Raw genomic sequence first — 23,005 nt, forward strand, 5'->3', positions numbered from 1 at the left:
ACCGTGGTCGAAGGGCGTACAGCCCTCAGTAACCTGCTGGTGTTCACGGTCAGCGTGGCCGCCAATGGCAACGTCACGCTCGACCAGAGCCGCGCCGTGGTGCACGCCAACACAAGCAATCCGGATGATTCGACGACGTTGACCTCGGACAACCTGGTAACGCTGACCGCGACCATCACCGACAAGGAGGGCGACAGTGCCCTGGCGACGCTGAACATCGGGCAGAACCTGGTGTTCAAGGACGACGGGCCGAGCATCACCACCACCGGCGTGGAACCGACGCTGACGGTGGACGAGACGGTACTGGCGACCAACGATACCCAGAGCTTCGCTGCCAACTTCAATTCGGCGTTTGGTGCCGACGGGGCCGGCACCCTGACCTACGCGCTGGGCGTGGTGGCCGGGGCCTCCGGGCTGATCGACACGGCCTCGGGCCAGGCGGTGAACCTGTCGCTCAACGGCACCGTGGTCGAAGGGCGTACAGCCCTCAATAACCTGCTGGTGTTCACGGTCAGCGTCGCCGCCAATGGCAGCGTCACGCTCGACCAGGCCCGCGCCGTGGTGCATGCCGACCCAAGCAATCCCGATGATTCGAGGAGTTTGACCTCGGACAACCTGGTGACGCTGACCGCGATCAAGACCGACGCAGACGGCGACAGCGCCCTGGCAACCCTCAACATCGGGCAGAACCTGGTGTTCAAGGATGACGGCCCGGCACTCAGTTTCGGCAACCTGATCGGGACCGGTAGCGTCCTGGCGCAATCCGGATTCTGGAATATGGCGACGGGAGCCGACGGGCTGGGTGCGGCCGGTCTGGACATCTCGTTGGTCAATGATCAGTTCACCCTCGTCAGGCCCGACAACACGACCACGACCGGGACCGGCACGCTCACCGAGCAGACGCCATCACCGGACGCCAATGGCGCGTACCAGTTCGCGGGAACCTTGACCGGTGATTTCGACAACAACGCTGCAACGGCGAATACCACCGTCGACTACACGCTGACTGCTTATGCCGATGGTCACTATGCACTGGATCTGGTGCAGGGCTTCAGTTCGACGATCGTGCTCAGCAGTGCCGACGGCTCGCTCGCTGCCGGCGGCCCGGATTCGGTGCGCACCTTGTTGATTCCTCAGACGAATGACCCGGCTATTCCTTCGACATCCGAGGAGATCGTGTTCTTTTCCGCGAAGGCACTGGCCTCGACCGCGGACATCCTGAGCGGCATCGGGCTCGGAGCCCCCGACCCCACCGAAGCCGCGCTACAGACCAACCCCCTGCCGTCGTACATCGACCCTGCATCCATGAACGTCAGCACGTCCGGCATCGGCGTCGGCAACAACGTCTTCCAGGGCGATAACCTGGCGGCCATCAGCGCCGCCGATGAAAGTTTCGTGATCAATCCAGAGACCCTGCTGACGGGCATGAAGGTCTTCATCGACAACTCCGTGGCGGGTTACAACACGGCGACCGAAGATCTGTACTACAGGATCTACTACGCCGATGGCACGTTTTCGAACCAGGTCGAGGTGAACACCCTGACGCCAGAGGCTGGCGGGCAGGTGTCCTTCCTCATCCAGAAGGAGGGTACGTCACTGATCGACGCTGTTCAGCTGACGATGGGCCGGGGCGATGTCAAGATCCCGGTGATCCAGTTCATTCAGCAGAGCGAGAGTCTGGCCAGCGATGTCCAGTTGGCGTTCAGCGCAACGCTGACGGACAAGGATGGGGACTCGGCGACCAGTGCGTTTGCCGCCAATTTGTTCGCCAACGACCCGACCAACGCATCCTTCGACTTCTCGCTGGCGGGCACGATCGGTAAGCAGGATGCGTTCAACATCGACCTGTCAGTCAATGACAACCTGTACCAGGTCACCGGCTTCGATACGGGTTCAGGCGTGCAAGACAAGCTGGTGCTCAACGGCGACCCGAACGCCGTTGTCCAATCGATCAACAACGCCGGCGCAGATAGCGTCGTGACGGTTGCCGAGACTGGCGGACAAACAACGACCATCACCGTGGTCGGGGCCCATGTTGAGAATACCGACATCTTTTTTGGCAGCGCCTGAGGCTTTGCGCGTGTGAACGGATGCGAGGGTGGCCCAGGAAACCACCCTCGCATTCTTTTTGCGGTTCCGATACGAGATCCCCATGATCGCTACGCTGTGAACTGGCGAGCAGCACAAGGCTTGAAAAGCGCGACGGGTAGGTACGGGTGGACGTGGCAGATTTTACGAAAACAACATCAGTATTGCGGGGCACTCTGTCGCGGGATACCGACAAGGACGGCAAAACGGTGACGGTCTACTCCCTGAAAGTGGGGGGCAGACCGTTTTGTATCGACTTGAAACTCATTCCAGTTCCACCCAGGCGGACTCGGTCGGTGCTTCGTTGGTGAGCCCGTGTTTCAGCGCATACATCAGCAAGTCGATGCGGTTGATGAGATTAAGCTTTTGATAGATGTTGCTGAGGTGGTTGTGCACGGTGTGCTCGCTGATCCCCAGGCGCCCGGCGATGCTCACATATTTGGCGGACGGTTCGCCCACGATGGCGCGAATCAGTTCTCTCTCGCGCAGCGTCAACCGCGCCTGTTTTGCCCGCTCCAGATTGCATTTTATGGGTATTTGCCCGGTCGCGGCATAACCGGAAAGGCCGCCAGCCCAAGCTCTATCCATTGCGAAGTCGCTATGGTGGACCTTGAGGATGGCCTGGATAATTGATTCCGTCGGGTCTTCCGCCAGCACGATGCCGCGAGCGCCAGCCTCTATCGCCTGGGCAGCGGGGACAACTTCATACAGGCCCTTGAGCAGCAGCACTTTCATTTCGGCGCTACGGGTGAGTCCCGCGACGACATCCAGAGGATTCAGCGCATCCGGAAAGAAACTGAAAAAAATCACATCGGGCCGCAGCTGATCGGCAAGATCCAGCGCCTGGGTATAAGTGGTGGCTTGCGCTGTCACTTCCATCCGGGGTTTTCTGGCATTGATCAAATCGTGAAGGCCCATGAGTACGAGGGGACGACAATCGATCAACATCACGCCAATTGACTCTCTTTGGTCAGTCATGATCTTCCTGACCCTCTTGAAAAACCAGTGAAGGCCTCCCCCCGCAGGACTTTGCGAGGCAGAAACTTGCCCACTTGGGCGGTGCGATTGAAGGACGGAATTGAACGCAGGGAGGCCGTAATGAAGCCCTCCCAGGCATTGGCAACCATCGACCCCGGGACCATTTCCATCAACAGCACTGGCACGTGGGGCGAACGTTTCCAGAAGGCAGTCAAAGCCCGGGAGAGAAGATCAATACGAATAATTATCAGTGGTTTACACATGATGATGTGCTCCCTCCCGCCTCTCAACTGATTCTAGGTCAGCTCGGAGCGCTTCCAACCTACCCATCCGTCAGTGCTCGATCCAGTCCCGGTGCGGACAGGCCTGACCGATGTTCTCGAGACGGGGAGTAACCCTCGAAAATCAAGGTATTAGGCCTGCCATAGATGGCCAGTGGCCAAGGTCGGATCCACATCATGATCGTCAATTAATCGACGAGTGGCGTTAACTTGGTAGCGCTAATATCGACTTAGTCAATTTGTCGGCGATATCTGGCTGGTTAGCCACCTTTTTTTGTGCACGAGGTCTCGTTTTCAGTAACGCCTTCGCATATTCAGATTGAGCGTTGGGGAAGGCTCTCAAGGGAATGCCATGGCTGGCCGATAACATGGGCAGTCAAGAGCCTCTTCGTCTCTTTCGGTCGATGCATATGCTGATTGGCGATGAGAAAGTGTGTTGATGGCTAAGGGCTACCAGCTATCATCTGCGCGCCAAAACAGGGGCTGCGAAGCTGAGTCCGTCCGTGTATTTGCCTTTGGGTTCTTCTTCTTAAATTGCCTGGAAATCTTCGATGCTGTCGTATCACCAAAAGCGTTTTCTGATCGTCGATGATTTCTCGGACTTCCGCAGTTCGGTCAGGTCGATGCTGCGTGAACTGGGCGTCAAGGAAGTGGACACTGCCGATACCGGCGAGCAGGCGCTGAAAATGTGCTCGCAGAAAGCCTACGATTTCATCTTGCAGGACTTTCACCTGGGTGACGGCAAGAAGAACGGCCAGCAGGTGCTCGAAGACCTGATGGAAGAAAAGCTGATCAGCCATGAAGCGGTGTTCGTCATGGTCACCGCCGAAACCAGCCAGGCCATGGTGCTCAGTGCGTTGGAGCATGAGCCCGATGCCTACCTGACCAAGCCGTTCAACCGTTCCAGCCTGGCCCAGCGTCTGGAGCGCCTGGAGCAACGCAAGACCCTGCTCAAGCCGATCCTTCAGGCCCTCGACCGCGGTAAGCCGATGGAGGTGCTCAACGCCTGTATCGCCCTGTGCAAACAAGACATCCGCTATTCGCCACTGTGCCTGCGCTTTCGCGCCGATGCCCTGCGCGACCTGAATCAGAACGAAGCGCTGGAGCGTCTCTACGACAGCATCATCGCCGACCGCCCGTTGCCATGGGCGTTTGCCGGGTTGGGCAAGTTGTTGTTCAAGCGTGGCCAGGTCGGGCAGGCCAAGGGCATTTATGAAAAAGCCCTGAAAGTCTTCCCGATGATGCCGTCGCTGTATGACGGCATGGCGGATGTACTGGTCGCCGAAGGGGATACCAAGGGTGCGCAGCGCGTCCTGGAAGAGGCGATTCGCCTGTCGCCGCTGGCGGTGCGTCGCCAGGCATTGCTCGGCAAGCTGGCGATGACCAACGAGGACTTCGACACGGCGGCCAAGGCCTATCGCCAGGCAGTGAGCCAGGGCGCGCAGTCACGGTTCAAGGATGCTGAAAGCAACCTCGGCCTGGCCCATGCGTTGATCAGCAAGGGCAGCGAACGGGGCCTGGACACGCGGACCCGCCTGGAAATCAACACCACATTGAGTGCCGTGGCCAAGGAGAACCCCTCCGATCCGGGCCTGCAAATCCGGGCGCGCCTGATGAAGGCCACTAGCCTGTTGCTCAACGATGCAGAGACGGCCGACAAGCTCACCGAACAAGCCTTGTTGCGTCTGGACGGCATGGAGCAATTCATGAGCGCCGAAGCGGCCTTGCTGGTGGCCAAGCAGCTGAAACTGCTCGGGCAGACCGAAGCCGGCACCGCGATGCTGAAAAACTGCGTGGAAATCTACGGCGACGATCCGGTGGTCATGAAGGACATCGCCAAGCAGACCGACGACCCGAGCATCCTCAATTCCGGCAACGCCGCCGCGGAACTCAACCGTCAGGGCGTGCGCGTGTACAAGACCGGCAATCTGGTGGAGGCCCGGCAGGTATTCCGCAAGGCCCTGGCGATGCAACCGAAGAACATCAGTATCGCCCTGAACATGGCGCAGTCATTGCTGCATGGCACCGATACCAGCGTTCCTTCGGCGGAGCTGGAGGAGTGTCGGACCTGTCTGAAAATGGTCGGCCTGATGCCCGACACCGACGCGCGTTATCCGCGTTACCAGAAGCTGAAAAGCAAGGCGCTTGGCCAATGAATGACAACGAGCAGGCACTGGATTTCTCCACGGTGATCGCCTCTACCGTGCACGACATGAAGAACTCGCTGGCCATGCTGATGCAGGCTCACAGCCAGTGGCTGGGGCAATTGCCGGAGTCGGCGCGGCAAGCGCCGGAGCAGGGCGTGATGGACTTCGAATTCGCCCACCTCAACGGCATGCTGGTGCAGTTGTTGGGGCTGTACAAGCTCGGCGTCAACCAGATGCCATTGCAACCGGCCTACCATGAGCTGGACGACTTCATCGAAGCGCAACTGGCCTGTCATCAGGAGGTGTTCGCCAGCCGCGGCATCATGGCCACCTATGAAGTGGACCCGCTGAGCCCTCTGGGTTTCTTCGATCGTGAGTTGATCGCGTCGGTATTGGCCAACTGCATCAACAACGCCATTCGCTTTGCACGGCATGCCGTTCTGATCAGCGTCAGCGACGATGCCGGGCAACTGGTGTTGACCATCAATGACGATGGCGAGGGGTATCCGGCGCAGATGATCGAGCGTCAGGCCGATTACGTGCAGGGGATCAATCAAAGCACCGGCAGCACCGGGCTGGGCCTGTACTTTGCCGGGCGAATTGCCGCGCTGCATCAACGCAACGGCGTGGGTGGGCGTACAGAAATCAGCAATGGCGGGCCGTTGGGCGGTGGAGTGTTTCGCCTTTACCTGCCCTGACCGGCAGCATATTTTTCGACGCTGCTTGAAATTCCGAACACGTGGAGCCTATTTTGTACGGTCGCCGTTCGCGGCCCGCACAATAACAAGGATAGCGTCATGACGACCATTGGCCTGAGTTCACTCGCGCAGCGATTGACGGGCATTGATCAAGTTGAATGTGTCACGCCGGATTTGAATGGCGTTCCACGGGGCAAAGTGATGACCGCCGAGGGTTTTCTCGACGGTCGACGTTTGCAGATGGCGCGGGGTGTGCTGCTGCAATGCATCATGGGCGGATATCCGCCGGCGCGGTTTTACGGCAGCGACGATGGCGACCTCGCGTTGATCCCGGACCCTGCACAAATCCACCGCTTGCCCTGGAGCCATCCACCGCGGGCCTTGGCCATTTGCGATGCGGATGAACTGGGCACCACCACCAGCTCCAATCTGTCGACCCGTGGCCAGCTCAAGGCGGTGATTGCCCGTTACGCGGCTCGCGGCCTGGCACCTGTGGTGGCGACCGAGCTCGAGTTTTTTGTCTTCGCCCCCAACACCGATCCGACCCTGGCTTTTCAACCGCCACTGGGGCTGGACGGTCGCCGCGAAGACGGTCAGTCGGCGTTCAGCGTCAGTTCCAACAACGGCTTGCGGCCGTTCTTCAATGAAGTCTACGAGTGCATGGCGGCCCTGGGGTTGCCCCGCGATACCTTCATGCACGAAATGGGCGTCAGCCAGTTCGAGATCAATCTGCTGCACGGTGATCCGCTGTTGCTGGCCGACCAGACATTCCTGTTCAAGCACTTGCTCAAGGAAGTGGCCCTCAAGCACGGCCTGAGCGTGGTGTGCATGGCCAAGCCGTTGGCGCATACGCCGGGCAGTTCGATGCATATCCACCAGAGCGTGGTCGAGATCGATTCGGGACGTAATGTGTTCAGCGACGAGGCGGGCCAGGAGACGGCCACTTTCCGCCACTTCATTGCCGGTCAGCAAACGTGCATGGCCGATTTCACCGCGTTGTTTGCGCCGAACGTGAACTCCTATCAGCGCTTGTGCCACCCTTACGCCTCACCGAATAATGCCTGCTGGTCCCACGACAACCGGGCGGCGGGCTTGCGCATTCCGGCCAGTTTGCCGGTGGCCCGTCGGGTCGAGAACCGCTTGCCGGGGGCCGATGCCAACCCGTACCTGGCGATTGCCGCAAGCCTGGCGGCGGGGTTGCATGGCATCGAGAAGGCATTGGAGCCGAGCGCGCCGATCCAGGGTGAGTTCGACGTGCCGGATAATCTTTCGTTGCCGTGTACCTTGCATGCGGCGCTTGAGCGTCTGAAACGTAGCCAGTTGGCCAAGGAACTGTTCGGCACGGAATTCATCGAAGGCTACATCGCTTCGAAGACCCTGGAACTGACCAGTTTCCATGATGAAATTACTCCCTGGGAAAGGCGTGTTTTAGCAACCCAGGCCTGACGTCCCGTCGACATCCGGCTATCGTTTAGCGATAGCCGATTCTCACTGCAAGGAGCCGCTCGGAACGCCGATGCGCCAAATCTGGAAATCCTTTCGAGCGCTGTATTTCGCCTCGCTGATGATGTTGATCGGCTCGGGCCTGTTGAGTACTTACCTGGCGTTGCGCCTGGCTGCCGACCATGTCGACAGTCTGTGGGTCGGTGCGCTGATGGCTGCCAACTATTTCGGCCTGGTGCTGGGAGGCAAGATCGGTCACCGGTTGATTGCCCGGGTCGGGCATATCCGGGCCTATTCGGCGTGTGCCGGGATCGTTGGCGCGGCGGTGCTCGGCCATGGCCTGGTGGACTGGTTGCCGGCCTGGCTGTTTTTGCGGGTGATCGTCGGCCTCGGCATGATGTGCCAGTACATGGTGATCGAGAGCTGGCTCAATGAACAGGCCGATGCCAATCAGCGCGGCATGGTCTTCAGCGGCTACATGATCGCTTCGTACCTGGGGTTGGTGCTGGGGCAGTTGATTCTGGTCATGCACCCAGGGCTGGGGCTTGAATTGCTGATGTTGGTCGCCCTGTGCTTCGCGCTGTGCCTGGTACCCGTGGCCCTGACCCGGCGCATTCACCCGGCACCTTTGCACCCGGCACCGATGGAGCCGCGCTTCTTTATCAAGCGTGTGCCACAGTCCTTGAGTACGGTATTGGGCGCAGGGCTGATCATCGGTTCGTTCTATGGTCTGGCGCCGTTGTATGCCTCTCAACAGGGGCTGACCACCGAGCAGGTCGGTCTGTTCATGGGTAGCTGCATTTTTGCCGGGCTGTTGGTGCAGTGGCCGCTGGGCTGGTTATCCGACCGTTATGACCGGGCCTTGCTGATCCGCTGTTTTGCCATGTTCCTGGCGGTCGCGGCGTTACCGCTGGCGATCTTGCCCAAGGTGCCGCTGGAGGTGTTGTTCGCCGTCGGCTTCCTGTGCTCGCTGGTGCAGTTCTGCCTGTACCCGCTGGCGGTGGCGTTCTCCAATGACCATGTCGAGGGGGATCGCCGGGTGTCGCTGACGGCGATGCTGCTGGTGACCTACGGTGTCGGTGCCAGTATCGGGCCGCTGGCAGCCGGGGTGCTGATGAAGCTGTTCGGCAGCCAGAGCCTGTATGCATTCTTCACGTTCTTTGCGTTGGTGCTAGTCTGGCGGATCCGGCCGAAAGCCGTGACCAACCTGCATCAGGTGGACGATGCACCGTTGCACCACGTGGCAATGCCGGACAGTATGTCCAGTTCGCCGCTGGTGGCTGCGCTGGATCCGCGGGTCGATGAACAGGTGGTGCAGGACCAGATGTGCAATCCGGTGAACCCGGAACCGCCAGCCGAATCAGGACCTGAATCCGATCAGCCGCCAGAAGGCCCTGACTCCGGCCGCGAGCAAAGCTTTACCGAAGCCAGGCCTTAATACCGGGGCACAAAAAAAACGGGCAGTCACCGCAAGGGACTGCCCGTTTTCTTGTTGGCGCTCTATCACATGTCGTCTTTGTCGAAGCGGCGTGCTTCGCGTTGCAACTGGTAGACGAAGCGTTCGACCTGACGCTGCACCAGCCCGCTCATGTTGTGAAAGCGAACGCCGGCGAAGGTGGTGGAAATCCTTTCTTCGAAGTGCAGATAACGCAACTCGACCGGCGCGGTCATCTTGCCGAAGGGCAGGTCGGCGTTGAAACGGTCGTAGACCTGACCTAGTTGCAGGCTGCCGGTGATGTCGCCGTCGAAGCGCAGTTTGCAGCCGGTAGCGGAAATATCCAGCAGCTTGCCGCTGATCGGCGCCTTGAGCTTTTCGCCGTCCAGGTTGACGTTGACCAGTTGTGCCAGCTTCAGCGCGGCGCGGAACGCATTGCGGCGCTGGTGGTACACCACTTCATGGGGCAGGGGGCCGCGGTAGCAGCGGCTGCCACCGGATTCGTCGATTTTCAACTGGCCGTTGCTTTCCCAGGCAATGCGTACGCCTTCGTGGAAGCCTTCGACCCTGAACGGCTCGCCCGCCAGCAGGTAACGCTCGCCATCACGGGGAATCATTTCGTCCAGGGCAATCATGTTGCTGTCACGGTCCAGGTCCACCAGGTAGCTCTGGAAGCGCTGGCTGCGCTCATGGAACGTGATGATCAGCGGGTCATGGCTTTCGAGCAGCTGGCGCAGGTTGCTGGAGATTTCCAAGGGCGTGGAGAGCACCTTGGGTGGCTGCGGAGCATCATCCACGGATAAGGCATTGGACACGGTTAATCAATCTCCAGACAAAATTTGACTACGGCAGACTAGCAGTTTGCCAGTATGTTGCGCGTCTTGATAGAGCGAGGGCGTTGACCGCTTCATGCCTGACTGAGCGGGCGTGGCTTGGCAAGCTTGGAGAATGTTCCGCTGGCATCGTAAAGCGCCGGGGTTTCACCGCCGGTGAGGATTTTCAGCTGGGTGGCTGTAGCGGCCTGCTGAGTGAGGATCGACTGGCCGTTGTTGGCGTTGATGGCCTGGCACTGGGCCAGGAGATCGGTCAGCACGTCACTTTGCGCCAGCAACTGCTCGCCAATGCTCGACTGGCCGGCCAATTGCTCAAGGCCGCTGCGGTTGGTCGGCAGGTTGAGGCTGGCGAGGATTTCACTGCGCTTGCGGCCATGCTGTTCGAGCAAAACGATCAACGCCTGTTTCTGCGCCAGGATGTTCTCGAGCAATGGCATGTCGCGGCCATGCAATGCGAGGGATTCGGTCTGCAGTAACTCCAGCAGGTGTTGCGCTGGGGCAAAGTCGTCGGTGATCAGTTGCAGTAGATGAGTGTCGTGCATGGCTGGCCTTGGGTTTTAAGCGTCCAAAAGCCTGGCGCCGGCGGTGGCCTAGCGCTGGGCTTCGAAGTTGAGCAGTTTGCTGGCTACACGGTTGCTGTCGACTTTATAGCTGCCATCGGCAATCGCTGCTTTCAACTCGGCCACGCGGGCGTTGTCGACGGCAGGCTGATCGCGCAGCTTGTCAGTGACCTTCTGCAACTGTTGAGCCTCATTGCTGAGATGTACCGATTCCCCGCTTTTGACGGTGCCGGCCTGTTCGGCCGCGGACTCCAGCGGCGCGGATTTGCCGGCTTCGGCGCTTTCCTTGCTGGCGCTGGTACGTGTACTGCCCGTCAGGGACGAGGAGCTGTTCAAACGGCTGAAATCGATGACCATGATAAAAAACCTCTGGGAATTTGGACGCTTGCCATGGTTTCGGCCATTCCCTGGAAAACTTTAGGCTCATTTATCAATGAACCTTGCGCGCGTCAGCGCTTGCCCTGCATGGAGCACAGTCTAGGGAACAGCCGCGGCAAGCGCCACATTCAGATGAACAGAGCGCCTTACATGGACACTTCCACCTGCCCCGGTGCCATGACCTGCGCCTTGATGACTCGTTGGGAGTTGAGGTTTTTCACCCGGATTTGCTCGCTCAGGCTGCCGTTTGACAGCGCTTCGCCCGGCATGCGCACGCTGAGGGTGCCGCTGCGGGCGGTTATCACCACTTGATCGCCCTTGCGAATGACTTCGGCCTGCTCGATGTTCACCAGGGTAATTACCTGGTCGGCGACCATTGGTCGGGTCAGTCGCTGGCCGATCGCCTGATCGAGGGAGGTCAGGTAGCCCTGGCTGATGAGGCTGATATCGCGCTCGCGCAGGATCACGTCTCCAGGTTCGACAATGGCGGCGCGGCGCAGTGGCCGGGCGCTGGTCACGACCTCGCGAAACAGGCGGACTTGAGCGGGTACGAACACTGTCCAGGGGGAAGTACCCTCGCAGCGAACCTTGACCGTGACCCGTCCCAGCGGCTTGGGACTCTCGAGCGTTGCTGTCAATTCCTTGTCGCACATGGGCATGTGCATGCGCGGATCGAGCGGGTTGACCTGGATCTCGTAGCGACCTTCCGTTTGACTGGTAGCCAGATAGTCTTCTACGGTGAATTCAAGAAAGCCCTGAGTGACGCCGATAAGCATGTCAGGCAAGGTAACCGCGTCAGCAAGGGCAGGGCTGCCAGCGTTGAACAGGCAAACAGCCGCCAGCACGCCGGGCAATTTGCGGTAGGGTGTGGTCAGGCGTCGAAAAAATGTCGGTTCTGTGTTCATAACGATTAAAAAAGCAAGCGCCGTGCCGTTTAGTGATGAAGGCGCGTCGCAACAACACTTGGCGTTGGTGTAGGAGTCTGGGCATGGCTGGTGTAATGGATTCGGTAAACCAGCGCACGCAACTGGTGGGGCAGAATCGCCTTGAGCTGTTGTTGTTCCGTCTCGACGGCCAGCAACTGTACGGGATCAACGTGTTCAAGGTTAGGGAGGTGCTGCAATGCCCCAAACTGACGCTGATGCCCAAATCCAGTCCTGTCGTGTGCGGCGTGGCGAACATCCGGGGGGCGACCATTCCGATCCTTGATCTGGCGATGGCGACCGGCTCCGGCGCGTTGAAGGACAAGAACAACCCCTTCGTGATCATCACGGAGTACAACACCAAGACCCAGGGGTTCCTGGTCCGTTCGGTGGAGCGCATCGTCAACATGAACTGGGAGGAGATCCATCCGCCGCCCAAGGGCACCGGGCGCGATCACTACCTGACGGCGGTGACGCGGGTCGACAATCAGTTGGTCGAAATCATCGACGTCGAAAAGGTGCTGGCGGAAGTGGCTCCGACGCCGGAAGCGATTTCCGTTGGTGTGGTGGATGTCGAAACCCAGCACAAGGCGCTTTCGTTGCGCGTGCTGACGGTCGACGACTCGTCGGTGGCGCGCAAGCAGGTCACGCGTTGCCTGCAAACGGTCGGCGTCGAAGTGGTGGCGTTGAACGACGGTCGGCAAGCGCTGGACTACCTGCGCAAACTGGTCGACGAGGGCAAGAAGCCGGAAGAAGAGTTCCTGATGATGATCTCCGACATCGAGATGCCGGAGATGGACGGGTACACGCTGACGGCGGAAATCCGCAACGACCCGCGCATGCAAAAGCTTCATATCATCCTGCATACTTCGTTGTCGGGGGTATTCAATCAGGCGATGGTCAAGAAGGTCGGTGCCGATGACTTCCTGGCCAAATTCCGTCCTGATGACCTGGCATCCCGGGTAGTCGACCGGATCAAGGCAGCAGATATCAGCTAGGGGCCCGTGCCCCTGGCAGTCAACACGATTTAAGAGGCGGCATCATTGTCTACGGGTAATTTGGATTTCGAACAGTTCCGGGTATTCCTGGAAAAAGCCTGTGGCATTTTGCTCGGTGAAAACAAGCAGTACCTGGTCTCCAGCCGTCTCAACAAACTGATGGAACAGCAAGGCATCAAGTCTTTGGGCGAACTGGTTCAGCGCATGCAGACCCAGCCGCGCAGCGGTTTGCGCGAGCAGGTGGTGGACGCCATGACCACCAACGAAACCCTGTGGTTTCGTGACACCTACCCGTTTGAAGTCTTGAAGAACAAGGTACTGCCCGAAGCGATCAAGGCCAGTCCCGGCCAGCGCCTGCGCATCTGGTCGGCGGCGTGCTCGTCGGGCCAGGAGCCGTATTCGCTGTCGATGTCCATCGACGAATTCGAGCGGGTCAACATGGGCCAGTTGCGGATGGGCGTGCAGATTGTTGCCACCGACCTGTCCGGTACCATGCTGAACAACTGCAAGACCGGCGAGTACGACAGCCTGGCCATCGGCCGCGGTCTTTCGCCCGAGCGCCTGCAGCGTTATTTTGACCCGAAAGGGCCGGGGCGCTGGGCGATCAAGGCGCCTATCAAAAGCCGTGTGGAGTTCCGTTCATTCAACCTGCTGGACAGCTACGCGAGCCTCGGCAAGTTCGACATCGTGTTCTGCCGCAACGTACTGATCTACTTTTCCGCCGAGGTGAAGAAGGACATCCTGTTGCGCATCCACAGCACGTTGAAGCCGGGCGGTTACCTGTTCCTCGGTGCTTCCGAAGCGCTGAACGGTTTGCCGGATCATTACCAGATGGTCCAGTGCAGCCCGGGGATCATTTACCAGGCGAAGTGATGCAAAAGCGCCGCGCATAAAAATGGGAGTCCTCCGGGACTCCTTTTTTATGCGCGGCGCTTTTGCATCACGTAGGAGCTGTCGCAGGCTGCGATCTTTTGATCTTGATCTTGAAAAGCAAAATCAAAAGATCGCAGCCTTCGGCAGCTCCTACAGGGGGGAGTGTGCGTAGGACAAGCGGCAGAAAAGCGGCATCCGGCGGAAAACCGTTGCCGCTTTTCTGGCATTGCCGCGTTGCCATGGCCGGCAAAGCCCCGGTTTCCGGGTTTTTTTGAATTGGCATGGGGCTTGCTAAGTTGATCCTACGAAAAATCAGGTCACCCGAAGGTTTCCCGACATGAGCATCAGCTTCGATAAAGCGCTCGGTATCCACGAACAAGCCCTGGGCTTCCGCGCCCAGCGTGCCGAAGTCCTGGCCAACAACATCACCAACGCCGATACCCCGAACTACAAGGCTCGGGATCTGGACTTCTCGAAAGTGCTCGCCGAGCAGAACGAGAAAACCAAAGGCGGCACCTTCGCCTTGAACATGACCAACAACCGTCATATCGAAGCTGAGGGCCTGGGCAATGGCGACGAGTCGTTGCTGTATCGCACGCCGATGCAACCGTCGATCGACCAGAACACCGTGGACGCCCAGCTTGAACAATCAGCGTACGCGGAAAACGCGATCGGTTTCCAGGCCAGCTTCACCCTGCTCAACAGCAAATTCAAAGGGCTGGTGTCAGCCCTGCGCGGAGAGTAAGCCATGTCTCTATCCAGTGTTTTCAACATTGCCGGTAGCGGCATGAGTGCGCAGACCACGCGTTTGAACACCGTCGCTTCGAACATTGCCAACGCCGAGACCGTCTCGTCGAGCATCGACCAGACCTACCGTGCGCGTCACCCGGTATTCGCCACCATGTTCCAGGGCGGGCAGAGCGGCGGCAGCGATTCGTTGTTCCAGAGCCAGGACGCCGCCGGTCAGGGTGTTCAGGTGCTGGGTGTAGTTGAAGACCAGAGCAACCTCGAGGCGCGCTACGAGCCGAATCATCCGGCGGCCGATGCCAAGGGTTACGTCTACTACCCGAACGTCAACGTGGTGGAGGAAATGGCCGACATGATTTCCGCGAGCCGTTCGTTCCAGACCAACGCCGAAATGATGAACACCGCCAAAACCATGATGCAGAAGGTCCTGACCCTCGGTCAGTGATAAGGGGCGACTCAGATGAGTGTTACCGATTCCACCAGTGGTTTGAGCCTCAACGACATCCTGGCCAACTCTTCGATCAAGACCACCACCACGACTGACGGCCTCGCGTCGGCCACCGGCAGCGCCACGGGCAGCAAGGCCCTGGGCAAGGATGCGTTCCTGCAGTTGCTGGTTACGCAGTTGAAAAACCAGAACCCGCTGGAACCCCAGGACAACGGCGAGTTTGTCGCTCAGTTGGCGCAATTCAGCAGCCTGGAAGGCATCACCACGCTCAACGATACGGTGACCGGCCTGGCCAGCAACTACAACTCGTCCCAGGCCCTGCAGGCGTCGTCGCTGGTGGGCCGTTCGGTCATCGCTCCGGGCGACAAGGCCGTAGTCGATACCACCAAGAGCCTCAGCGGCACGGTAGTCGTGCCGTCTTCAGTGGCGTCCGCCACCCTGAAGATCACCGACTCGGCCGGCAAGACCGTGCGCACCATCGACCTCGGTTCGCAGAAAGCCGGCAACGCCAGCTTCATCTGGGATGGCAAGAACGATGCGGGTGAGACGGTAGCCGCTGGCACCTACACCTTCGGTGCCACGACCACCATCGATGGCAAGTCCGTCGCGTTGATCACTAATCTGCCGGCGACCGTCAACAGTGTGACCATCAGCCAGACCGGTGGTGAGTTGATGCTCAATCTGGCCGGGCTGGGCAGCATTGCCCTGTCCAAAGTACAAACCATTGGTATGTAGAGCCGACTAACACGGCATAAAGGAGTGGATGATGTCTTTTAATATCGGCCTTAGCGGTCTCTATGCAGCCAACAAACAACTGGACGTGACCGGCAACAACATCGCCAACGTCGCGACCACCGGTTTCAAATCGTCCCGTGCAGAATTCGAAGACGTGTACTCGGCGACCCGCCTGGGCACCGGCAGCAAGACAGTCGGCAACGGCGTGCGCCTGGCTAACGTTTCCCAGCAGTTCGGCCAGGGTGACGTGAGCAACACCGGCAACGTGCTCGACATGGGTATCCAGGGCAACGGTTTCTTCGTACTGAGCAACAACGGTTCGTTGACCTACAGCCGTGCCGGTACGTTCAAGACCGATAAGGAAGGCTACGTCACCAACAGCGACGGCACTGCCCGTCTGCAAGGTTACGGCGTGGACTCCAACGGCAAGATCGTCAATGGCGTGCTGACCGACCTGCGGATCGACACCTCCAACCTGGCGCCGAAGTCCACCAGCACCGTGTCGTCGACGATCAACCTGAACTCCACCTCGGCGGTGATCGACCAGACGGTTGCGGCGAACAAGTTCGACCCGTCCAAGACCGAGACCTTTACCAAGTCGTTCAGTACTCCGATCTACGATACGCAGGGTAACCAGCACACCATGGATCAATACATGGTCAAGACTGGCGCGAACACCTGGGACACCTACACCCTGATCGATGGCCGCAATCCCGATGGCAGTGATCCAACCGTCACTGATCCGATCGCTTCGACCATGTCGTTCGACTCCACCGGTAAACTGACCTCGGTGAGCACGCCAGTGACGCCGCCAACCACGCCACCGACTTCGGTGATCAGCAGTGACCTGAAAATCACCAACTGGACCCCGGGCAGTGTCACCAATGGCGTCTGGACAGCCAACGGTGCCGCAGCCGATCCTGCAGGTCTGACTATCGCCATGGCCAACACCACCCAGTTCAACGCCGACACCGCGCGTTCGATTCCGGCGCAGAACGGTTACGCCACGGGCCAGATCACCAACTTGACCATTGATGGCAGTGGTGTGCTGCTGGCCAACTTCAGCAACAACCAGACCAAGCCGATCGGCCAGATTTCCCTGGCCAGCTTCACCAACGAGCAAGGCCTGCAGCCGGTAGGCGGCACCAGCTGGAAAGAAACCTACGCGTCGGGCATTCCGGGCTACGATGCGCCGGAGACCGGTACCCTGGGTTCGATCGTTTCCAACTCCCTGGAAGAGTCCAACGTCAACCTGACCAACGAACTGGTCGACCTGATCAAGGCACAGAGCAACTACCAGGCGAACGCCAAGACCATCTCCACCCAGAGCACCATCATGCAGACCATCATTCAGATGACTTGATGCTGGATTGAGCTGTGCAAGGAGCCCCTCGAAAGCACCTATACCCTAAAAATACATAGGATGTGGGTAAGTGACCGCAAGGAGTTGTCTAAATTGAATTTTTAGACCAATGCGCTGTTATGCATAAATACATCGCAATGCATCACAACCTCCCAGGCGCCGACGGTAACGTCGGCGCCTTTTTATTTAGTAATAGGATCTCCCAGCGCCTTGCGAACTGCGCGGGCAAAGCCCACCTCGAACATCGTCCGGCCGCGCTCGTTAACGATTTCACCGTGGCTGCCTTCCTTCATGCCGCGCTCTTCGAGGTAGCTGGCCGACACAGCTTTTTCCAAGGCTTCCCGTTCTGACGGTGTGAGTTGCGCGGACGAGTCGAGCAAGGCGGGCAGCTGTATTTCCGGGGCAGCAGAACCGGTTGCATCTATGTGACGGCGGTCCACGTTCACTTGGGTATGGGCTTTCAGCACGTTGAGCTGCGCCTTGAGCTTGTCGCGTTCAGCGATGACGGCCTGCATAATGGAGCGGATGGCAGGGTCTTCGATGCGCATAAGGTATTCGTGGCTCGCTAGGGTCTTTGGGGGCTTGGGCTTAGCGGGACCGGCATAGGCGGCCCAGGCTTCGATGAGCGCCCGGTAGTCGGCAGACGGAGCGTTGTACAGGGCTCGGCCCTTCAAGATGCATTCGGCTTCAGCCAAGCGGCCGATGGCCGACAGCGCGAAGTCGCGCGAGCCAGCCGCGTGCTGTCTACGGCAAAGCTCATGTATCTTCGCAAGGTTCGCCCGCCGGTTAGAACGTCCACCCTTGTTAAGGAGCGACGTCAGCACAGCGTCCGGGTGGAGGTCTGTCATGCCGTTCATGCCTGCTCTCCCGTCGGGGGCCTTCGCTGAGTGAGCGGCGCCTGATCAGCCTGTGCTCCGGTCAGCAGGCAGACGAGGTCCATGTCAAAATGCTGGCTGAGGCGTGCGCCTGCGTCCATTATGCGAATTACTTCCCGCTGGCCCAGAGCGGGATTTTCAGGGTGTATCTGCTGGGCTAGTCGTCGCATGAAGGCGTTGCCGGCGAGAAGTTGTTCCTGCTCGTTCAGGAGCATGAATACGGGTTGCAGGTTGTCGCGGTAGAGCACTCCATCGAGTAGCTGGCTGCGGCGGAGGACCGCCTTGCCCGGCTCCAGGTCGGGGTAAACCTCGACGCTGTCACAAACGCCGGCCAGTTGGAGCAGCTCCGAGTCTGTCTCATCGAAGATTACCTGTACCTCTCTCTCCGCACCGACCGTGATCAATTGCGTTCCGTCGCCCTGCGGGGCTTCAAGCACCCTCTTGCAACGTTCGATGAGCCGCCAGCAGGCCACCAAGTCTTCGGCCAAGTCGCTGAATCGCTTCATAGCGCTTTCCCATACTCGCTCGGACTGGCGGAAGTCGCCCACCCGGGCGAACGGCTGCCCCGTGTACTCCGCATCCGCCTTCTGCTTTTTCAGATCGTGTAGCTCCTGCTCACGGCTAAGGCAAGCGTTACGGGCATCGTCAAAGTGATAGGCTAGCGTGTTGAAGTGAGCTGCCAGCGCAGGCAGGTAATGCGGCTCGGTGACGAACCAGCGACAACGCACGCAATTGCGACTGCCACCCGGAACCGGCCCGTATTTGGTATTCACTGACGAACTACTGTTGGTGATCATAGGCCCCCCGTTATAGCACCCCCCCACCATGCCATTGCCTTCAACATCGCTGGTGTTGCCGCCGACCAAGCACAGACCGTGGTGCATCGGCATCCAGCCCGCCGGGTTGCGCGCGGCTGGATGCTGCGGGATGGCTGCGGCCAGGCTAGGCACACTGTTACAGATGGCCTTCTGCAGTAGTTCGTCGTGTAAAGTGTCAAGCAGGAAGTCCTGAATGCGCGCTTCCTTGTTCGCCTCCAGCCGCTCCGCGGCGCCAAGCAGCACGTCGCGAATGTAACTCCCGCCGGGCTTTGTGTAATACAGCGTCATAAGCAGGCGGCTGTGGCCAACGAGCTTCTGCAACACGGGGAATGGCACTTGTCCATCCAGAGCCAGAGCGGTGATGAGGGAGACGCGCAGGCTGTGCAGGGGAAAGAGAGTTGTTCTCCCGTTATTCTGCTCTTCCAGTGGTGGCAAGAAACGAATCAGTGCACCGTTGCGATGAGTCTCACCACGGTTAGCAACGCGGATTTCCAGTGCCTCCAATAGACGGAACCAGCACGCCTCTAGTTTGCCGTATCGCTGCACAGGAAAATTCCACTCGCCATCTCGCGCCTCCGGCAGCCTGAAGAGAAAGCAGGCATCCGAATAGCCAGCGAGTTGCACCTCGCTTTTTGCCCGGAGGTGACGGCCGTCCAGTTCCCTCCACGCCGTGCGCCGCGAGAGCGGGTTGTACTTCTCCTGCCAGTTGCGCAATTTCTCTAGCCAGTAGAAGACATCTTGGTGAACTGGCCCGCCAGAAGGCCAGGGCAGTACGTAGCCCTTGTCGGGACCGGATCTACCGATGTCGGCGGTCTTGTTCGTATTTATGTAGAGAATGGCCAGGGCAGGCTCAACGTCGGTGGCCGGAGTACTACGGCGGAACACCCCTTGCTGGAGGGGGTGGCGTGCGCTGCCCTGAGCTAGCCGGTTCGCATTTAACGCCCACGCACCTTCTGCGTAGCGCCAGGTATCGGCTTCGCCTGAATCGAGCATGCGGACCTGGAAGGTGCGTAACGGCAGTATGAGCTTGACGAGGAGAGCTACCCAGCGCACCGGTGACCACATTTCCAGGCGTGTGCCGTTCTTGATTGATCGCTCACGCCACACGCAGTCCGGATCGTTACGGTCAATCTGGTCTTCGTTCGCTTCAAACCAGTCGGGTCCGCGCTGGTCGCTTTCCGCGCCTAGGGCACCATGCGCCCAATGCCAGCTCCGGAAGTTCGGCCCTGACGCGAGCATGCAGCGCAGTTCGTCGATGTAGCCGTAGGGCAGCGGAGAATGCACGCTTTCGTCGCGCCGAGGCAGGCCGCTCTTGGACATCTTGGGTACTGGGTTGCGGAAGGCAGGCGAGACCACTGGATCACCGTCGTCGGCTGCTTCGCTGAACTCGCGCAGAAGCACGAAGTGCAAGAAGGAGTGTATGGTGTTGTTGTATTGGATGCCGTCTGCAGAATCCGGGCAGACTGTGCGGTGAAAGTCAGGGAGGACCGTGACGCGGGCCAAGAATACTGCCGGGTCGAGCGGCAACCCCTGCAGGACGAGGTATCGCTCGAAGAACGCCGCAAGGGCCTGGAGCTTCTTACCAACTCCGCTTGTTTCCCCTTTCAACCACAGAATGGCCAAGGCGCGCCAGACAGCCAACTGCGGATGTTCGCGTTCCACCCAGCCCAGATTGGTGTCGGTATTACGATTCAACCCTTTCCTCTTCGGGACAGGGCTGGTGGATGTCTTGGGCGCCGTCTTCTCTTTGGTCATACGGATTCTTCACTCGCTGAGTTCGATGCCTGATTCTCGGCTAGGCACGAACCGCGTGCCGGCGTGTTTGTTCCGCAGCCGCTGCGCAGCCGCATTAAGCGCCGCCAAGGCCTCGCGAGCGGTCGCCCGGGTGTAGACCTCTTGGCTTTCCTCGGAGGCGTGATGCATGAAGCGGCGAATCAGTGACTTGTCGACACCTGCGCTGCGCAGTCGGCGGCCGTAGGCGTGACGGTGACCGTGTGGTGTCGTGCCCAGTGCTTTGCCGACCGCGAGGCCGATACGTTCGCAAGCGGTGGCATGTGCTTTGTTGTACTGGGCGAGCGTGTACATCGCGCCCACGGGCTCGCGGCTCAGGTTGATGAAGGCAAACGGATGGTCGCGCTCGATACGTGCAACTTGGTCCAGGTAGCGATACCAAAGTTGCAGGAACCACTCGCCATATTCAGGCAGGAACCAGTAGGCCTGCTTGTAGTAAGCCGCATCGTGCATGCCGCCCTTCCAGCCGGCGTGGCGCCGGTCCATCACCTCGGTGCGGGGCATCAGGCCGAACCGCTGGGCGAGGTATTCCGTGCGTTTGCCTTTACGAGGTTTGCCCTTTTCGTCGCACCAATCGGCAGGCGCAGCGCCATGGCTTGGGTGATGAATCAGCACCTTGGCCTGGCGTGGGCAGACCAAGTCAGGGAACACGTCCGAAATGTAGAGGTGGAAAGGCTCCGACTCGCGGAAGCCAGCGCCGTGCAACAGAAGTGTGATGAGCATGCCGCGATAGTCCTGACGTCCGGCCGTCCTGAATCCCTTGGCTATCAACTCCTCGAAGCGCTCTTCCGGGAAGGCCGGCGGCTCACTTCTTTCGACCTGCGGAAGGCGTCGCCCGCGGACACGATGTCCTGTTTCTGTGGGGGCTGCATTCGCCGCCCACGTGTGCCCAAGGAAGGCCCTGCTGCGTCGGAATTGGTACGCAGCCTCGTCAGTCTGTCGGTCGAAGGCGCCGCCCGCATAGCGTGGGTTCAACAAGGCCGCCTCGGGACGCATCTTCCCAAGCCAGTCGAAAAAGTCCGTCAGTTGGGTGACGATGTGCGAGGCGTCCTGCGGCGAGCGCGGCGCCCAGCACAAGCCGCTGGGATCAAGCCCCGTCTCAATGTCGAAGGTGCCGGTATACAGCCGCTGAGCGAAGTTCTGAAACAGACGATAGGTGTCGCGCTCGGCGGGATTGGATTGCAGGTACTCGAGAAACATCCGGACCGAGCGGGTGACTTTCGACATCCAAGTCAGGCTGCGGTCATGGCTGCGAGACAGGCAATAGTCGAGTAAAGGCTCCAACACCCCAGCCGACGTCAATAGCGCTGGCAGCTCGCTATAGATCCCTGTGGCGTCGGTGTAGACGCGAGCCTTGACTGTCACAAACACGATGCGCAGCTCCTATCTGAGCATCGTATAAGTTAAAGACGCCATTCCTGGCCTTCCTCAACGATCTGGTGCTCTTCGCTGACCACGCTGAGCGCCTTACCGCGATGTGCCAAGCAGAAGCGTGATACAACCTCTGCTTGAACGCCGGCCGCGGACGTCGTATCGGCAAGCGTGCCAACCCAGACATAGCGCAGTGTTTCTAGGCACGCGAGATAATAGCTGGTTGACATGGTTTAGCTCCGATCAATGAAGTGATAAGGGGCCAGAAAGACGAGGTTTATCTATGTTGCCTACAAGCAGAGCAACGAGATGAAATGTCAACGCTCACTTCGTTAACGTTAGGCAGATTGATGAGCATAGTCGACGGAAGGCGATCAGGTTGCAGGCTGACAAGGCGCTAACAACGAGTACAGGGAGGGAGATAGGGCTTTTGCTGCGATAGCGCGATTTGCACTCCACTTCAATACCTGTTCGCATTGACACTTGCGTCCGCTTTGGGGCGGTTTCAGCCGGTCTTGGCAGGCAGAAATCGGCCATTTGCGGACATGCCGTAGCTTTCCATCACCCTGAGCTAGCCGCTAAAGTACGGACTCAAGGAGCTTAGAGACGAGCAATGAAACTGAACCACAGACCAGTGAAGGCTAGCGACGTAAAAATGATCTGCGGCTTTCCTCAGAACGCTCAAGAGTTGTTTTTCATGTTTCCGAAGGCGCACTTCCCGCTAACGGAAACGCAGTTGAATACCGCGATCTCCCAACGCTTCGACTCTACCGTCGTGGAGATCAATGGGACTGTCGTTGGGTTTGCCAATTTCTATCGGGCTGAACGCAATGGCGTTTGCTGTATTGGCAATGTCATCGTCTCACCGAGCGCTCGGGGCGAAGGAGTGGCCACGTTTATCGTAGAGGCGATGACCGGCTTGGCATTCGAGCGTTACGCAGCCAACGAGGTGCAGATTTCCTGTTTTAACGAAAACACGGCAGGGCTGCTGCTCTACCCCAAGCTAGGGTTTGTGCCTTATGCCATTGAGGAGCGACCTTCTTTGGGAAACGGCCGATCGGCCCTCATACACATGACGCGCAGCAGAAGCTCGACTGATTGAATACACCGTCGATTACTACCTTGGATGACAGGCAGCAACCGGCCCAGAGTGTGTAAAAACACAACTACGCTCAAAAGCCCTGTATCGAATTTTTATTTCGTTGTACGTTGAAGCCGCGGA

At 59.2% G+C, this 23,005-nt stretch carries 21 protein-coding genes; 12 read left to right on the plus strand and 9 right to left on the minus strand.

The features are described 5' to 3' along the window. A partial coding sequence (locus ACM6G4_RS15405; RefSeq protein WP_414914038.1) for a DUF5801 repeats-in-toxin domain-containing protein occupies window positions 1–2,070 on the plus strand: 2,070 nt, incomplete at its 5' end. Between the two features lie 282 nt (window positions 2,071–2,352). Here the strand turns inward: ACM6G4_RS15405 and ACM6G4_RS15410 are convergent. After that, entirely contained in the window at window positions 2,353–3,066 is a 714-nt protein-coding gene (locus tag ACM6G4_RS15410; protein ID WP_056728079.1) for a response regulator transcription factor, read from the minus strand. 832 nt (window positions 3,067–3,898) lie between these two features. Between ACM6G4_RS15410 and ACM6G4_RS15415 the strand changes: the two genes are divergently transcribed. From ACM6G4_RS15415 to ACM6G4_RS15430, 4 genes are all read left to right on the plus strand, one after another. Further along, the gene (locus ACM6G4_RS15415; protein ID WP_414914039.1) at window positions 3,899–5,503 is read left to right on the plus strand and encodes a response regulator; all 1,605 of its coding nucleotides are present in this window, start codon (window positions 3,899–3,901) and stop codon (window positions 5,501–5,503) included. Then, window positions 5,500–6,192, plus strand: coding sequence for a sensor histidine kinase (locus ACM6G4_RS15420; RefSeq protein ID WP_056728076.1), 693 nt, complete (start codon window positions 5,500–5,502; stop codon window positions 6,190–6,192). Before ACM6G4_RS15415 ends, ACM6G4_RS15420 begins: the two co-directional genes overlap by 4 nt. 201 nt (window positions 6,193–6,393) lie before the next feature. After that, on the plus strand, window positions 6,394–7,638 hold the full coding sequence (locus ACM6G4_RS15425) for a glutamine synthetase family protein (protein WP_177336496.1): 1,245 nt from the start codon (window positions 6,394–6,396) through the stop codon (window positions 7,636–7,638). 70 nt (window positions 7,639–7,708) lie between these two features. Then, complete coding sequence (locus tag ACM6G4_RS15430) at window positions 7,709–9,073, plus strand: MFS transporter (RefSeq protein WP_414914040.1); 1,365 nt, start codon at window positions 7,709–7,711, stop codon at window positions 9,071–9,073. Window positions 9,074–9,138: 65 nt separating this feature from the next. On the opposite strand, the gene ACM6G4_RS15435 is transcribed toward ACM6G4_RS15430, so the two are convergent. The 4 genes from ACM6G4_RS15435 to flgA all read right to left on the minus strand — a co-directional run bounded on the left by ACM6G4_RS15435 (window position 9,139) and on the right by flgA (window position 11,746). Then, window positions 9,139–9,885 (minus strand): flagellar brake protein, encoded by a 747-nt coding sequence (locus ACM6G4_RS15435; protein WP_056728070.1) that lies wholly within the window; start codon window positions 9,883–9,885, stop codon window positions 9,139–9,141. Between the two features lie 92 nt (window positions 9,886–9,977). Next, a complete protein-coding gene (locus ACM6G4_RS15440) occupies window positions 9,978–10,445 on the minus strand; it encodes a flagella synthesis protein FlgN (protein ID WP_056728067.1) in 468 nt (155 codons plus the stop codon). 48 nt (window positions 10,446–10,493) lie between these two features. Next, window positions 10,494–10,820, minus strand: a complete 327-nt coding sequence (gene flgM / locus ACM6G4_RS15445) for a flagellar biosynthesis anti-sigma factor FlgM (RefSeq protein WP_056728065.1) — start codon at window positions 10,818–10,820, stop codon at window positions 10,494–10,496. Between the two features lie 167 nt (window positions 10,821–10,987). Then, window positions 10,988–11,746 carry a flagellar basal body P-ring formation chaperone FlgA gene (gene flgA, locus ACM6G4_RS15450; RefSeq protein WP_056728063.1) on the minus strand — a complete coding sequence of 253 codons (759 nt, stop codon included), beginning with the start codon at window positions 11,744–11,746 and terminating at the stop codon, window positions 10,988–10,990. Between the two features lie 83 nt (window positions 11,747–11,829). Between flgA and ACM6G4_RS15455 the strand changes: the two genes are divergently transcribed. The 6 genes from ACM6G4_RS15455 (at window position 11,830) to flgE (ending at window position 16,928) form a co-directional block, all read left to right on the plus strand. Further along, window positions 11,830–12,762 (plus strand): chemotaxis protein CheV, encoded by a 933-nt coding sequence (locus ACM6G4_RS15455; protein WP_007980130.1) that lies wholly within the window; start codon window positions 11,830–11,832, stop codon window positions 12,760–12,762. 45 nt (window positions 12,763–12,807) lie between these two features. After that, a complete protein-coding gene (gene cheR / locus ACM6G4_RS15460) occupies window positions 12,808–13,635 on the plus strand; it encodes a protein-glutamate O-methyltransferase CheR (protein ID WP_007980127.1) in 828 nt (275 codons plus the stop codon). Window positions 13,636–13,972: 337 nt separating this feature from the next. Beyond that, window positions 13,973–14,380: a flagellar basal body rod protein FlgB gene (gene flgB, locus ACM6G4_RS15465; protein ID WP_056728058.1), complete on the plus strand. Its 408-nt coding sequence runs from the start codon at window positions 13,973–13,975 to the stop codon at window positions 14,378–14,380. 3 nt (window positions 14,381–14,383) lie between these two features. Further along, on the plus strand, window positions 14,384–14,827 hold the full coding sequence (gene flgC, locus ACM6G4_RS15470) for a flagellar basal body rod protein FlgC (RefSeq protein ID WP_007980123.1): 444 nt from the start codon (window positions 14,384–14,386) through the stop codon (window positions 14,825–14,827). Between the two features lie 15 nt (window positions 14,828–14,842). After that, entirely contained in the window at window positions 14,843–15,565 is a 723-nt protein-coding gene (gene flgD / locus ACM6G4_RS15475) for a flagellar hook assembly protein FlgD (RefSeq protein WP_056728055.1), read from the plus strand. 31 nt (window positions 15,566–15,596) lie between these two features. Continuing rightward, window positions 15,597–16,928, plus strand: a complete 1,332-nt coding sequence (flgE, locus tag ACM6G4_RS15480; RefSeq protein ID WP_317850363.1) for a flagellar hook protein FlgE — start codon at window positions 15,597–15,599, stop codon at window positions 16,926–16,928. 182 nt (window positions 16,929–17,110) lie between these two features. Here the strand turns inward: flgE and gmtX are convergent, their stop codons facing one another. From gmtX to ACM6G4_RS15500, 4 genes are read right to left on the minus strand one after another with little or no spacing between them, the layout of a single operon-like run. Further along, complete coding sequence (gmtX, locus tag ACM6G4_RS15485; protein WP_103404527.1) at window positions 17,111–17,785, minus strand: gamma-mobile-trio protein GmtX; 675 nt, start codon at window positions 17,783–17,785, stop codon at window positions 17,111–17,113. Next, window positions 17,782–20,376, minus strand: a complete 2,595-nt coding sequence (locus tag ACM6G4_RS15490) for a VPA1269 family protein (RefSeq protein WP_414914041.1) — start codon at window positions 20,374–20,376, stop codon at window positions 17,782–17,784. Before ACM6G4_RS15490 ends, gmtX begins: the two co-directional genes overlap by 4 nt. A gap of 9 nt (window positions 20,377–20,385) precedes the next feature. Continuing rightward, the gene (gene gmtY, locus ACM6G4_RS15495) at window positions 20,386–21,783 is read right to left on the minus strand and encodes a gamma-mobile-trio recombinase GmtY (RefSeq protein ID WP_103404529.1); all 1,398 of its coding nucleotides are present in this window, start codon (window positions 21,781–21,783) and stop codon (window positions 20,386–20,388) included. 32 nt (window positions 21,784–21,815) lie between these two features. Continuing rightward, a complete protein-coding gene (locus ACM6G4_RS15500) occupies window positions 21,816–22,013 on the minus strand; it encodes a hypothetical protein (RefSeq protein WP_103404530.1) in 198 nt (65 codons plus the stop codon). 383 nt (window positions 22,014–22,396) lie between these two features. Here ACM6G4_RS15500 and ACM6G4_RS15505 point away from each other — a divergent pair, with 383 nt between their 5' ends. Beyond that, the gene (locus ACM6G4_RS15505) at window positions 22,397–22,885 is read left to right on the plus strand and encodes a GNAT family N-acetyltransferase (protein ID WP_150753503.1); all 489 of its coding nucleotides are present in this window, start codon (window positions 22,397–22,399) and stop codon (window positions 22,883–22,885) included. The last annotated feature ends 120 nt before the right edge of the window (window positions 22,886–23,005 follow it).

This window comes from Pseudomonas sp. IT-P258, from assembly GCF_949767825.1.
GTDB classification, from domain to species: Bacteria; Pseudomonadota; Gammaproteobacteria; order Pseudomonadales; family Pseudomonadaceae; genus Aquipseudomonas; species Aquipseudomonas monachiensis.

Coding starts and splice junctions, on each gene's coding strand:
- ACM6G4_RS15410 (WP_056728079.1), bottom strand. CDS start 3,066: ATGACTGACCAAAGAGAGTCAATTGGCGTGATGTTGATCGATTGTCGT.
- ACM6G4_RS15415 (WP_414914039.1), top strand. CDS start 3,899: ATGCTGTCGTATCACCAAAAGCGTTTTCTGATCGTCGATGATTTCTCG.
- ACM6G4_RS15420 (WP_056728076.1), top strand. CDS start 5,500: ATGAATGACAACGAGCAGGCACTGGATTTCTCCACGGTGATCGCCTCT.
- ACM6G4_RS15425 (WP_177336496.1), top strand. CDS start 6,394: ATGACCGCCGAGGGTTTTCTCGACGGTCGACGTTTGCAGATGGCGCGG.
- ACM6G4_RS15430 (WP_414914040.1), top strand. CDS start 7,709: ATGCGCCAAATCTGGAAATCCTTTCGAGCGCTGTATTTCGCCTCGCTG.
- ACM6G4_RS15440 (WP_056728067.1), bottom strand. CDS start 10,445: ATGCACGACACTCATCTACTGCAACTGATCACCGACGACTTTGCCCCA.
- flgM (WP_056728065.1), bottom strand. CDS start 10,820: ATGGTCATCGATTTCAGCCGTTTGAACAGCTCCTCGTCCCTGACGGGC.
- flgA (WP_056728063.1), bottom strand. CDS start 11,746: ATGAACACAGAACCGACATTTTTTCGACGCCTGACCACACCCTACCGC.
- ACM6G4_RS15455 (WP_007980130.1), top strand. CDS start 11,830: ATGGCTGGTGTAATGGATTCGGTAAACCAGCGCACGCAACTGGTGGGG.
- flgB (WP_056728058.1), top strand. CDS start 13,973: ATGAGCATCAGCTTCGATAAAGCGCTCGGTATCCACGAACAAGCCCTG.
- flgC (WP_007980123.1), top strand. CDS start 14,384: ATGTCTCTATCCAGTGTTTTCAACATTGCCGGTAGCGGCATGAGTGCG.
- flgD (WP_056728055.1), top strand. CDS start 14,843: ATGAGTGTTACCGATTCCACCAGTGGTTTGAGCCTCAACGACATCCTG.
- flgE (WP_317850363.1), top strand. CDS start 15,597: ATGTCTTTTAATATCGGCCTTAGCGGTCTCTATGCAGCCAACAAACAA.
- gmtX (WP_103404527.1), bottom strand. CDS start 17,785: ATGAACGGCATGACAGACCTCCACCCGGACGCTGTGCTGACGTCGCTC.
- ACM6G4_RS15490 (WP_414914041.1), bottom strand. CDS start 20,376: ATGACCAAAGAGAAGACGGCGCCCAAGACATCCACCAGCCCTGTCCCG.
- ACM6G4_RS15500 (WP_103404530.1), bottom strand. CDS start 22,013: ATGTCAACCAGCTATTATCTCGCGTGCCTAGAAACACTGCGCTATGTC.
- ACM6G4_RS15505 (WP_150753503.1), top strand. CDS start 22,397: ATGAAACTGAACCACAGACCAGTGAAGGCTAGCGACGTAAAAATGATC.